The 12,047-nt window shown below is 43.5% G+C and carries 12 protein-coding genes and 2 pseudogenes; 6 read left to right on the plus strand and 8 right to left on the minus strand.

The genetic code is table 11. From position 1 onward, the window contains the following. Window positions 1–168: 168 nt before the first annotated feature. Window positions 169–786: a bifunctional phosphoserine phosphatase/homoserine phosphotransferase ThrH gene (gene thrH / locus FTT87_RS14545; RefSeq protein ID WP_180043947.1), complete on the minus strand. Its 618-nt coding sequence runs from the start codon at window positions 784–786 to the stop codon at window positions 169–171. Window positions 787–985: 199 nt separating this feature from the next. Here thrH and FTT87_RS14550 point away from each other — a divergent pair, with 199 nt between their 5' ends. Together FTT87_RS14550 and FTT87_RS14555 are read left to right on the plus strand one after the other, a co-directional pair. Next, window positions 986–1,717, plus strand: coding sequence for a phosphoadenylyl-sulfate reductase (locus FTT87_RS14550; protein WP_180043945.1), 732 nt, complete (start codon window positions 986–988; stop codon window positions 1,715–1,717). A gap of 167 nt (window positions 1,718–1,884) precedes the next feature. Beyond that, entirely contained in the window at window positions 1,885–3,270 is a 1,386-nt protein-coding gene (locus FTT87_RS14555) for a wax ester/triacylglycerol synthase family O-acyltransferase (RefSeq protein WP_086196904.1), read from the plus strand. A gap of 77 nt (window positions 3,271–3,347) precedes the next feature. Here FTT87_RS14555 and FTT87_RS14560 read toward each other — a convergent pair whose 3' ends face one another. The 6 genes from FTT87_RS14560 to FTT87_RS14585 form a co-directional block, all read right to left on the minus strand. Further along, window positions 3,348–3,518: a PA1571 family protein gene (locus FTT87_RS14560; protein WP_086196905.1), complete on the minus strand. Its 171-nt coding sequence runs from the start codon at window positions 3,516–3,518 to the stop codon at window positions 3,348–3,350. A 135-nt stretch (window positions 3,519–3,653) separates the two neighbouring features. Continuing rightward, complete coding sequence (rng, locus tag FTT87_RS14565; RefSeq protein WP_166171219.1) at window positions 3,654–5,108, minus strand: ribonuclease G; 1,455 nt, start codon at window positions 5,106–5,108, stop codon at window positions 3,654–3,656. 42 nt (window positions 5,109–5,150) lie between these two features. Beyond that, window positions 5,151–5,717 carry a Maf-like protein gene (locus FTT87_RS14570; protein WP_180043943.1) on the minus strand — a complete coding sequence of 189 codons (567 nt, stop codon included), beginning with the start codon at window positions 5,715–5,717 and terminating at the stop codon, window positions 5,151–5,153. After that, the gene (gene mreD, locus FTT87_RS14575; RefSeq protein WP_180043941.1) at window positions 5,705–6,196 is read right to left on the minus strand and encodes a rod shape-determining protein MreD; all 492 of its coding nucleotides are present in this window, start codon (window positions 6,194–6,196) and stop codon (window positions 5,705–5,707) included. Before mreD ends, FTT87_RS14570 begins: the two co-directional genes overlap by 13 nt. Next, entirely contained in the window at window positions 6,183–7,040 is an 858-nt protein-coding gene (gene mreC / locus FTT87_RS14580; RefSeq protein ID WP_086196909.1) for a rod shape-determining protein MreC, read from the minus strand. The genes mreD and mreC overlap by 14 nt, the downstream gene beginning before the upstream one ends. 15 nt (window positions 7,041–7,055) lie before the next feature. Beyond that, window positions 7,056–8,102, minus strand: coding sequence for a rod shape-determining protein (locus FTT87_RS14585; RefSeq protein ID WP_086196910.1), 1,047 nt, complete (start codon window positions 8,100–8,102; stop codon window positions 7,056–7,058). Window positions 8,103–8,234: 132 nt separating this feature from the next. Between FTT87_RS14585 and gatC the strand changes: the two genes are divergently transcribed. The 4 genes and pseudogenes from gatC to FTT87_RS14605 all read left to right on the plus strand — a co-directional run. Continuing rightward, window positions 8,235–8,549, plus strand: a complete 315-nt coding sequence (gene gatC / locus FTT87_RS14590; protein ID WP_086174772.1) for an Asp-tRNA(Asn)/Glu-tRNA(Gln) amidotransferase subunit GatC — start codon at window positions 8,235–8,237, stop codon at window positions 8,547–8,549. Between the two features lie 52 nt (window positions 8,550–8,601). Next, the gene (gatA, locus tag FTT87_RS14595) at window positions 8,602–10,080 is read left to right on the plus strand and encodes an Asp-tRNA(Asn)/Glu-tRNA(Gln) amidotransferase subunit GatA (protein ID WP_180043939.1); all 1,479 of its coding nucleotides are present in this window, start codon (window positions 8,602–8,604) and stop codon (window positions 10,078–10,080) included. Continuing rightward, a complete protein-coding gene (gene gatB / locus FTT87_RS14600) occupies window positions 10,080–11,555 on the plus strand; it encodes an Asp-tRNA(Asn)/Glu-tRNA(Gln) amidotransferase subunit GatB (RefSeq protein ID WP_180043937.1) in 1,476 nt (491 codons plus the stop codon). Before gatA ends, gatB begins: the two co-directional genes overlap by 1 nt. A 73-nt stretch (window positions 11,556–11,628) precedes the next feature. Continuing rightward, window positions 11,629–11,922: pseudogene (locus FTT87_RS14605) on the plus strand (NYN domain-containing protein); the annotation flags it as partial. Window positions 11,923–11,930: 8 nt separating this feature from the next. On the opposite strand, the pseudogene FTT87_RS14610 reads toward FTT87_RS14605, so the two are convergent. Beyond that, a pseudogene (locus tag FTT87_RS14610) lies at window positions 11,931–12,047 on the minus strand (IS982 family transposase); the annotation flags it as partial.

The raw sequence follows: 12,047 nt of genomic DNA on the forward strand, positions 1-12,047 counted from the left end.
CGAATTATTCAGGTCAATTTATTTGAAAGGAAACTTTTAAGGTCACTCTTTGTGCCTGATAAAAAATGGCGAAAACAAGAAGAACCTCAATTGAGGTTCTTCTTGTGATATTTGTGGGACAGCAGTGGCCATTGGCGCCCTTTCTTTATTCCATAAACTTAAAAAATATTAAGCAGGAATATTACGCACTGAAGCATTACGAATCGCTTCTTTTAACGCGTCATAACCGTGAATCGGTGGGAACTGAGGGAATTCAGCAATGACATTTTCCGGTGCATCAAACAAGAAACCGTGGTCTGCTTCGCCCAGCATCGTAGTATCGTTATAAGAATCGCCTGCTGCAATCACACGGAAGTTCAAACCATGCAGGGCTTTAACTGCTTGGCGTTTTTGATCCGGCTGACGAAGTTTATAATCGGTGATCATGCCATTTTCATCAGTTTCTAACTTGTGACAGAAAATGGTTGGCCAATCGAGTTGCTTCATTAAAGGATGAGCAAACTCATAGAACGTATCGGAAAGAATAATCAATTGAAAATGTGTACTCACCCATTTCACAAATTCTTTTGCACCTGGGAAAGGTCCCATCTCTGCAATTACTTCCTGAATATCATTTAAGCCTAAACCATGCTCTTTTAAGATATTCAGGCGCTGCGTCATTAACACATCGTAGTCTGGAATATCACGTGTAGTGGCTTCCAACGCTTTAATTCCAGTTTTCTTGGCAAAGTTAATCCAAATTTCCGGAACCAACACCCCTTCAAGATCAAGACATACGATTTCCATGGGCTCTCCCAATGTCAGTAAAAAATTTTGCGTTATGATAGCTTAAAAATAGAGATTTCAGGGGCTGTTTTTTAAATCTATTTTATTCATAAGCATTTATTTTTTAGTGCTAAGCAGATTATTTCAATTCCATTAAAATCATTGTGAATTAAACTAATATAGGTTTTTAAGTGTCCAAGCCTATACGCCAGGAACTGTCATGACTACAATCCCTACCATTGACCTTGTTGATGCACTTGCATCTGAATATGCCGATAAATCTCCCAGCGAGATTCTGGAACTTGCTTTAAGTCAAGAAGGTGAAATTGCCATTTCATTTTCAGGTGCTGAAGATGTGGTTTTAATTGATATGGCTTCTCATTTGGGCAAACCTTTTCGTGTCTTCAGTCTAGATACAGGTCGTTTACATGCAGAAACCTATCAATTTATCGATACAGTACGAAAACATTATAATATTGAGATCGAAATTTGTTTCCCTGAAACAGAAGCGATACAGGAACTGGTGACTGAAAAAGGCTTCTTTAGCTTCTACCAGGATGGCCATCAGGAATGTTGCGGTATCCGTAAAGTTCAACCCTTACGCAAAAAGCTGGCTACACTGGATGGCTGGATTACCGGTCAACGTAAAGATCAAAGTCCGGGGACTCGTAATGAAATTCCAGTGGTGCAAGCAGATGCCGGTTTTTCAGGTCCAGGAAAACAGCTGATCAAATATAATCCTTTGGCAAACTGGTCAAGTTCCGACGTGTGGAACTATATCCGCATGATGGAAATCCCTTATAATCCGTTGCATGAGCGTGGCTTTATTTCGATTGGTTGTGAGCCCTGCACTCGTCCTGTATTGCCAAATCAGCATGAACGTGAAGGCCGCTGGTGGTGGGAAGAAGCGACCCATAAAGAATGCGGGTTACACGCAGGAAATTTAAAATAATATTTAAAAAAATCACTGTTATTCAGTGATTTTTTTAACTTATCATTACACATAAAGCAGTTCATTTCTTTTTGAAAAAAGATATACTAAAAACACTCTTTTATATAATTCTAACAAGCCTGTTCATATAAGAACAGGCACAAAATTGCAGTGAGGCATTCAACGCTATGCGTCCATTACACCCAATTGATTTTATTTTTCTGTCGCTTGAAAAGCGTCAGCAACCGATGCACGTCGGTGGGCTGTTCCTGTTTCAAATTCCTGACAATGCACCTGATACATTTATTCAAGACCTCGTTGCTGATATTCGTAAATCCAAATGTCTTCCTGTTGCGCCTTTTAATAATAAACTCAATGGCCTATTTTGGGATGAAGACCAAGAATTTGATCTAGACCATCATTTCCGCCACATTGCACTACCGCACCCGGGTCGAATCCGTGAATTACTGACTTATATTTCACAAGAACATAGCGCACTGCTTGATCGTGCCAAACCACTCTGGACCTGCAACATTATTGAAGGCATTGAAGGCAACCGCTTTGCCATGTACTTTAAAATTCACCATGCTATGGTTGATGGTATTGCCGGTATGCGTTTAGTAGAAAAATCACTATCCTATGATCCAGAAGCCAAGAGTATTGTGCCACTCTGGTGTGTCGAAGGTCCTCGTGCTAAACGATTAAAAGAACCGAAAGCAAGTCGTATAAAGAAAGTCATGGGGGCTGTAAAATCACAATTTGAAGCGACCCCTAAAGTCATGTATGAACTATCGCAAACCATCTGCAAAGATATGGGGCGCAATCCGGACTATGTTTCCAGCTTCCAGGCACCCAGCAGCATTTTAAATCAGCGAGTCAGTTCATCACGCCGTTTTGCCGCACAATCCTTTGAATTGGGCCGCTTAAGCAAAATCGCAAAAGCACTGGGTGTCACCATCAATGATGTAGTCTTGGCCATCTGTTCTGGCGCACTGCGTGAGTATTTGATCAGTCATCACGCATTGCCGAAAAAACCGCTGATTGCTATGGTTCCGGCTTCAATTCGTGATGATGATTCTGAGGTTTCAAATCGTATTACCATGATTTTGGCTAATCTGGGTACGCATAAAGATACGCCTTTAGAACGCCTGCAAATTATTCGCCGTAGTGTGTTAAATGCCAAGCAGCGGTTCAAACGCATGAATTCAAATCAAATTTTAAACTATAGCGCATTAGTTTACGGTGCAGCAGGTTTAAATATTGTCTCGGGAATGATGCCAAAACGCCAAGCGTTCAATATTGTGATTTCTAACGTGCCAGGGCCACGCGAACCGCTATACTGGAATGGTGCAAAACTGGATGCACTCTATCCAGCTTCAATTGTACTGGATGGACAGGCACTGAATATTACCATGACCAGCTATCTAGATAAACTGGAAGTGGGCTTAACCGGTTGTCGTAATGCCTTACCGAAAATGCAAAACTTGCTCACGCACCTGGAAGATGAAATTCAGCGCTTTGAAGAAATTGTAGGTCAAGATATTCCACCAAAAAAGTTAAAAGCGGTGAGTTAACCGCAGCTTCAAAAGAGTGAATAATAAATAAAATAAAGGGACCTTTTAGAGGTCCCTTTATTTTCTATTGCACGAAATTAATTCTTAATTGCACGACATTGATTTAATAGTTGATGACAAACTGAATGAATCATGGCAGCTGTAATTTGAACTTCTTTACCCTGCTCATTGACGATATAACCATTTTGGCTCATTTTATTATCTGTAACTTTCGTATTTTGTTGAACTGCTACTTGGCTTATACTCATGTCATACCTCTTGTTTGCTAAACCTAAACTGGGAGATTTTGGCTTTGGCTACTTGTGTATGACTAGTATTCAAAATTCAGCCTAAAAAGTAAAATTTCAGATGTAACAAGTGTTTAACGATATTCTGTTACAATTTCAGCTCAGAATGATATCGTATTGCTCTTGCGTATACAGATTTTCCACCTGAAATTTGATGATACGCCCTATAAAGTGCTCTAAATCGGCCACTGCAGGGGCTTCCGCTGTTAACAATCGGTCAATCACCAAAGGGTGTGCCACCACAGTAAAACCACTTTTACATTCAAAAGCACGGGCATATCTTAAAATTTCCCGAAAAATCTCGTAACACACTGTCTCTGCCGTTTTCACATAACCCCGTCCCTGACAGGTTGGACACGATTCACATAATAAGTGTTCTAAAGATTCACGAGTACGCTTTCGGGTCATTTCAACCAGGCCCAGTTCGGAAACCTGGGTAATTTTGGTTTTGGCATGATCACGTTCCAGCATACGCTCAAACTGGCTCATGACTTCTTCACGATGCTGCGCTTCCTGCATGTCAATGAAGTCAATAATAATGATGCCACCCAAATTACGTAAGCGTAGCTGACGGGCAATGACCTGCGTCGCTTCCATATTGGTTTTAAATACGGTGTCTTCTAAAGTCCGGCCACCGACATAGGAGCCGGTATTGACATCTATAGTAGTCATGGCTTCAGTCTGGTCGATCATCAAATAGCCACCCGATTTCAATGCTACGCGGGTTTGCAGGGCCTTCTGAATATCTTCTTCAACATTGTACAAGTCAAAAATGGGACGTTCACCCGGATAGTGAACCAGTCGATCTTGCATACTGGGAACAAACTCAAGTACAAATTCTTGCAACTTGGCATGTATTTCACGTGAGTCGACAGAAATTTTAGAAGTATCTTCATTGGCCAAATCACGAATCACGCGCTGTGGCAGCGGCAGTTCTTCAAAAATCAGAGAAGGGACAGCAATGCTTTTTTGCTTACGCTGAATGAATTCCCAAAGTTTGGCCAAATACGCCATATCCTGTGCAATCTCAGCTTCAGGAATCCCCTCTGCTGCAGTACGGACAATGACGCTGCCCGGTAATTTATGCTCGCTTTGAATGCGTTCGATCATCGAACGTAGCCGGTCTCGTTCTTCTTCTGATTCAATGCGTTGTGATACCCCGATATGATGACCATAAGGCATCAGTACCAGATAGCGTGAAGGAATGGAAAGATCGGTAGAAAGACGCGCCCCTTTGGTCCCCAGCATATCCTTCATCACTTGCACCGTGAGAATCTGACCGGGTTGCAGCAGTTCAAAAACGTTGGGGGTCGGTTGATTGCGGGGCCAGACCATATCATTGATATGGAGGAAAGCGGTTCGAGAAAGACCAATATCGACAAAAGCAGCCTGCATACCCGGAAGTACACGTACCACTTTGCCTTTATAAATATTGCCCACCAATCCACGCTTAACCGTACGCTCAACAAATAGTTCATTGACCGTGCCGTTCTGGATTAAGGCCACACGACATTCCATAGGTGTGACGTTAATCAACAACTCGTCAGACATAATAAAACTCAAAACATTATAAAAATTCTTTTTTGAGGTCAGTTAATTTAGTGCCTTAACTGCCTGTAATAACTGTACGGTTTCATGTAAAGGCAAGCCCACGACATTGCTATAACTGCCTTCGATACGGGGAATATAACGCGCTGCGATGCCTTGAATGGCATAAGCACCCGCTTTGCCTAAGGGTTCCCCTGTTGCCCAATAATCTTCCATATCATTGAGACTTAACTTTTGAAACTCAACCTGTGTTCGTACCACTATACTTGATTTTTCTGTTCTTGTACGCACACAAACACCTGAAAAGACATCATGCTTGCGCCCGGAAATGCACTGCCACATTTCAAAAGCATGTTGTTTTGATTCAGGTTTACCTAAAATCTGATTATCCACACCTAAACTGGTGTCAGCGGCGATGACGATGGCATCCGGAAATTGCTCCAATACAGCTTGAGCCTTGCTACAGGCTAAACGCTCGACATAGGCGGCAACATCTTCTCCGTCAAGAATAGATTCATCGATATCCGGACTATAAATCTCGAATTCTAAACCTAACTGTTGCAGCAGTTCCCGACGCCGTGGAGAACTCGAAGCCAGAATTAAACGCGCCATTTTTTAAGCATAAAATACATGACAGGGAAAACCAGCACACTGCTCAATAAAGGCTGCCAGTGTCGGGTAATGGAAAATTGCAAGCCACCCATCGTTTGGGCAATCCAGATCACAAATAAATGTGCCATTACTGCCAGAAAGCTAATCACCCAGAGATTGCCAAAGGTCATGATGCGTCGTTCACGAGTTAAAAACCGGACAATAAAGGTAATCAACACAAAACTTAGTGCATTCATACCTAAAGGGGCATCCACCAGCAAGTCGGTAAACATGCCGGTGGCAAAGGCAAACCAGATTCCGCACCATGTAGGTTGGCACATCACCCAAAACAGCATGAGCAGCAACATGAATAAGGGACGTGCACCTGATACAGTATAAGACAATGGATAAACCATCAGCACCGAACAGACAATGACTGAAACAATGATCGCAATTAAAGGATCCCGATTGCTTTCAGCCCGTAATTTAGCGAGTGGCATGTGGCTGCTCCATCGCTAATGAATCAGAAAAAAGTACCACGACATGATGTCCACCGGCCAATTGTGCAGCTGGAATGACTTCAATCTGGGCAAATTCACCCGAATTATGCCGGTTGACTTTGGACACTGTGCCGACCAGATAGCCTGCAGGGAAATGTGCACCCAGACCTGAGCTATACACTTTTTCACCGACCTTGACATTGGCACTGGTCGGAACATATTCCATCTTCAAATGACCTAAATCACCTGTACCCGAGACAATGGCACGCATCCCGGTATGTTCCAAACGCACAGAGAGAGAATGTTCTTTATCAGATAGCAACATAATACGGCTACTATGCGAATTGACATTAATGATCTGCCCCATAATTCCTTTATCGTCCAGTACGGTTTGACCGACCTTGAGCTGACTGTTGGAACCACGGTTAATCACAATAATATGCCGTAGCGGATCGGCATCTGTACCGATGACTTCTGCAATTTCCATGCGCCCATCAATAATCAAAGGCGTATCCAGCAGACCTCTTAAACGGGTATTTTCGGCAGAAAGTTCAGATAATTTTTGCAAACGAACCTGAGCCTGTAACAACTCGGCTTGCATCGCGGTATTTTCGCGACGTAACTGGGCTTCAGACTTGGTTTGTTGATTGAGCCATTCTCGCGATAACACCGGATAACTTGCAAGGGCATAAATAGGATTATATGCCGCATACAAGACATCACGTGCGGGCTGAATCACATGCGGCATACGCCAGTTAAAAAACAGCACCACCAGACATGTAATCACCGCAATGATAAATGAGCGAAAAGATGGCGGTTGTCGAGAAAACAGTTGTGTTTGCACCGCCTGGTCCCTAACTTAACCTACAAATAACATGTCGTGATTTGGATTGTCGAAGAATTCCAGAACCTTGCCACCACCACGAGTCACGCAAGTCAACGGATCTTCAGCCACAACCACAGGCAAACCGGTTTCTTGCGCAAGAAGTTTGTCGAGGTTACGAAGTAGTGCGCCACCACCAGTCAGCACAATGCCACGTTCTGCAATGTCAGAAGACAGTTCAGGCGGGGTTTGTTCAAGTGCAGATTTAACCGCAGAGACAATATTTTGTAATGGGTCTGAAATCGCCTGGGTAATTTCGTCTGAAGTCACCGTGATGGCACGAGGAACACCTTCAGCCAGGTTACGGCCACGCACTTCAATTTCCAGCGGTTTCGCGCCTTCATCCGGAAGTGCCATACCCACTTCTTTTTTAATCACTTCGGCAGTGGTTTCACCAATCACACAACCATGTGCTTTACGCACGTAGTTAATGATCTGTTCATCAAAGACATCACCGCCAATACGTAGCGAGTCTGCATAAACACAGCCTTGCAATGAAATAATTGCGATTTCAGTGGTACCACCACCCACATCGACCACCATCGAACCACAGGCCTGTTCAACCGGCATACCGGCACCAATTGCAGCAGCCATTGGCTCTTCAATTAAGCGGACATCACGTGCTCCAGCATTGAATACCGCTTCACGAATGGCACGGCGCTCAACCAGCGTTGATTTGCACGGTACACACACCACCACACGCGGTGCAGGTGGGAATAGACGCTTTTCATGTACTTTACCAATAAACTGGTTCAACATGGTTTCGGTCACTTCGAAATCGGCAATCACCCCGTCTTTCATCGGGCGGATTGCAGAAATATTTGCAGGTGTACGACCGAGCATTTGTTTAGCATCAAGACCAACCGCGGCAACGATTTTCTGTGAACCGCTGTGACGGATGGCCACAACCGTCGGTTCATTTAATATAATGCCTCGTCCTGGTGCATAAATAAGTGTATTTGCTGTACCTAAATCAATGGCTAGATCGGGCGAAAACAAGCCAATTAGTCTTTTTAGAATCACGGAGACGTTCTCGATTAAACTTTATGTGGACGCAAGGTGGCAACTTTAACTAAATGTGATGATTTGGACAAGTCAATCGCTTATTATAACGCACGATATTTTGAATTTTTTTAATACTGATTAGGTAATATTATGTCTACATCGGATGCACAGCATTCTGCAGATTTAAATGCAAAAACAGTTTCAGCAATCGCACATCTGGCCCGATTGTCGCTAAATGATACGCAATCTGCTGAATATGCTCAAAGTCTAAATAAAATTTTAGGCATGATGGAAACCTTAAAAGGCATTGACACTGAAAATGTCGAGCCGCTTAAAAGTCCATTTGACCATCCACAGCCCTTACGTGAAGACGTGGTTTCTGAAGAAAATCATCGTGAAGAATATCAAGCTGTTGCACCGGCAACCCAAGATGGCTTGTACCTTGTTCCGCGTGTGATTGAATAATCTTTATTCAGTTAAATCATTTTATTAAATTAAACGTAAAGAAATATTTCTCATGACAGATTTACATCGCTTATCGATTCGTGAACTTTCCGAGGGTTTAGCTGGGGCTAAATTTTCGTCTCGCGAATTGACTGAACATTATTTAAAACGCATTGCAAAAATCGATGCCCAAGTACAATCTTATGTGACCGTAACCGCCGAGCAGGCATTGGCCCAAGCCGATGCTGCTGATGCTGCAATTAAAGCCGGCAATGCAACTTCCTTAACCGGTGTGCCAATTGCACATAAAGATATTTTCTGTACCCAAGGCATTAAGACCACAGCCGGTTCTAAAATGCTGGACAATTTTATCTCTCCTTACGACGCGACCGTTGTAGCGAAAGGTAAAGCTGCGGGCCTGGTGACTTTAGGTAAAGTGAACATGGACGAATTCGCCATGGGTTCAACTTCCGAGTCATCTTACTTTGGCGCGACCAAAAACCCTTGGGCACTGGATCACGTTCCGGGTGGTTCTTCAGGTGGTTCTGCTGCGGCTGTTGCTGCGGATCTGGCACCATTTTCAACCGGTACCGATACTGGTGGTTCGATCCGTCAGCCGGCTTCTTTCTGTGGTTTGACCGGTCTGAAACCAACTTATGGCCGTGTATCACGTTTCGGTATGATTGCCTATGCATCATCTCTGGATCAGGGTGGTCCAATAGCACGTTCGGCTGAAGACTGTGCCTACCTGATGAACGTGATGGCAGGTCATGACGCAAAAGATTCTACTTCTGTAAACAAAGATGTTGATGATTATGTGGCAAACCTGAACGGCACATCAGTGAAAGGTTTACGCATTGGTATTCCTAAACAGTACTTCAATGTTCAAGGTTTAGATGCAGACGTGAAAGCACGTGTTGAAGAGTCGCTTAAAAAGTTAGAAGAAATGGGGGCAACGTTGGTTGAGATTGACCTCAACATGACAGAAGCTTATGTTCCAACTTATTACCTGATTGCCCCTGCTGAAGCATCTTCAAACTTGTCACGTTTTGATGGCGTGCGTTATGGCTACCGCTGTGAAGATCCGAAAGACATTATGGACTTGTACAAACGCTCTCGTTCAGAAGGTTTTGGTAAAGAAGTTCAGCAACGTATCTTGATCGGTACTTATGCCCTGTCTGCCGGTTATTACGATGCCTACTATGTGAAAGCACAAAAAGTACGTCGTCTGATCCAGCAAGACTTCCTGAAAGCATTCGAATCTGTCGATGTGATTGCCGCGCCTTCTGCGCCAACCACTGCATACCGGATCGGTGCAAACTTAAGCCCAGTTGAAATGTATCTGGGTGACATCTACACCATCGCGGTGAACCTTGCAGGTCTTCCTGCGATTAACGCGCCTGTTGGTTTTGACAAAGACAACCTGCCAGTTGGCTTACAGCTGATTGGTAACTACTGGTCAGAATCGCAATTGTTGTCTGTGGTACACCAGTATCAACAAGCAACCGATTGGCATACAAAACGCGCTGCAATTGCTGAGGAGAATGCATAATGGCGAAGAACAATGCAAAACCTAAGTCAAACCTGATTGATGGTTGGGAAGTCGTTATTGGTATCGAGATTCACACTCAGTTGGCGACGAAATCTAAGATCTTCTCAGGTTCATCGACTGAGTTCGGTCAAGACCCAAATACGCAAGCAAGCCTTGTCGATTTAGCCATGCCGGGTGTTTTGCCAGTATTGAACAAAGAAGTGGTTGATCTTGCAATCCGCTTTGGTTTGGGTATCGATGCTTATATCGACCAGGCTTCTGTATTTGCACGTAAAAACTATTTCTACCCGGATTCTCCAAAAGGCTACCAGATTAGCCAGATGGACAACCCGATTGTGGGCTTGGGTCATATCGACATCCAGCTTGAAGATGGCACAGTTAAACGCATTGGCGTAACACGTGCGCATTTAGAGGAAGATGCAGGCAAATCGATTCATGACCAGTTTGAAGGCATGTCAGGCATCGACTTAAACCGTGCAGGTACGCCACTGCTTGAAATCGTATCTGAACCAGATATGCGTTCGGTTGAAGAAGCCATTGCCTACATCAAGGCGATTCATACGCTGGTTCGCTGGTTAGGCATCTCTGACGGTAACATGGCGGAAGGTTCATTCCGTGCAGACTGTAACGTGTCTTTACGCCGTCCGGGTCAACCGTTCGGTACACGTTGCGAGCTTAAAAACCTGAACTCATTCCGTTTCATTGAACAGGCGATTAATGTCGAAATTGAACGTCAAATGGAAATCCTGGAATGGGACGGCACCATTGACCAAGAAACGCGTCTGTTCGACCCTGTGAAGATGGAAACGCGTTCTATGCGTTCGAAAGAAGAAGCGAACGATTACCGCTACTTCCCTGACCCAGACTTGTTGCCTGTGATCATTGCAGATGAGCAAATCGAAGCGATTCGAGCGACTATGCCTGAGCTTCCTGCTGCACGTCGTGCGCGTTTTGTGGCTGACTTTGCTGTGACTGAGTACGATGCGCACGTTTTAACGCTGACTCGTGAAATGTCAGAGTTCTACGAAGACGTGGTGAAATTTGCTGGCGGTGCTGCTCAAGGTAAGATTGCTGCCAACTGGGTGATGGGTGAATTCTCAGGTGCTTTAAACAAAGCAGGCTTAGACTTGGCTGATTCTCCTGTATCTGCGGAAAAACTTGGCGGTATGATCGCGCGTATTGTGGACAACACGATTAACGGTAAGATCGCGAAGCAAGTATTCGGCTTTATGTGGGACGAAGGCAAATCTGCGGACGAGATTATTGCTGAAAAAGGCTTGAAACAGGAAACTGATACAGGTGCAATTGAAGCGATTATTAAGGAAGTCCTTGCTGCGAACGAGAAGATGGTTGAAGAGTATAAATCTGGTAAAGAGAAAGCTTTCAATGGTCTTGTTGGTCAAGTGATGAAAGCTGCAAAAGGGAAAGCCAACCCTGCGCAAGTGAATGAATTGATGAAGAAATTGATTGGTTGAATTATTCGCTAATGAATTGATTTCATATTATAAAAACCTCGCTTAATGCGGGGTTTTTTAATAAGAGAATATAATGGCTTTAAAAACAATCTTTAATGTTTCAGAAGAAAAAACGGCAAAATTAGCAGTCCTGATTGATGCAGATAATGCCTCTGCAAAAGATATCAAGAATATTCTAGATGAATTAACTAAATATGGTGAGGCAACAGTTAAGCGAATTTACGGAAACTTTACTAGCACACAGAATACTCAGTGGAAAAAAGTAATTAATGAACTAGCGATAAAACCTGTTCAACAATTTGAATATACGACAGGAAAAAATGCTACTGACGGTTTCATGATTATTGATGCTATGGATTTGTTATATAACCCTAGTTACGGATAAGCTAAATTTCTAACGACATGAATTTTTGGCTTATTCTTCTGACAGAGTTGATAAGCACATAAAGATGAAAATATGCCTGCTAGAAAACCGGAAATAGTCCGATGTTT

The organism is Acinetobacter sp. YH01022 (assembly GCF_013420235.1).
GTDB lineage: Bacteria > Pseudomonadota > Gammaproteobacteria > Pseudomonadales > Moraxellaceae > Acinetobacter.